Genomic DNA, 424 nt, shown 5'->3' with positions numbered 1-424 from the left:
GCACCCGCCTGGGCCGATGAAGCGGCGCGGCGTGCCTATCAGGTGCCAGCCGCCAGCCTGGGCGCCGCACTCACCCGGTTTGCCGACCAGGCCGGCGTCAGCCTTTCGCTGGACCCGGCACTGGTCCAGGGCCGGCAGAGCAATGGCCTGTCGGGTCGCTACAGTGTCGAAGAAGGGTTCTTGCAGCTGCTGAGTGGCAGCGGCCTGCAATTGCTGCCCGTGGGTGAGGGCGCGTTCACTCTGGTACCGGCACCCCAGGCGGGTGGCGCGCTGGAAATTGCCCCTACCAGCATTGTCGGCGGCCTGGCGGCAGGCGGTGAAGCACAGCCATATGCCGGTGGGCAGGTTGCGCGCCAAGGTGCACAGGGCCTGCTTGGCGCACGCGATTTCGTGGAAACCCCGTTCAGCATCACCAGCTACACCA

At 67.9% G+C, this 424-nt stretch carries 1 protein-coding gene; it reads left to right on the top strand.

From position 1 onward, the window contains the following. Positions 1-424, top strand: a 424-nt coding sequence (locus EOD41_RS20555; RefSeq protein ID WP_205780622.1) for an STN domain-containing protein, incomplete at both ends; no start/stop codon positions are given.

The organism is Mucilaginibacter limnophilus, from assembly GCF_004005815.1.
In the GTDB taxonomy this organism is placed as follows: Bacteria; Bacteroidota; Bacteroidia; order Sphingobacteriales; family Sphingobacteriaceae; genus Mucilaginibacter; species Mucilaginibacter limnophilus.
This window is presented reverse-complemented; position numbering and strand designations above follow the sequence as displayed.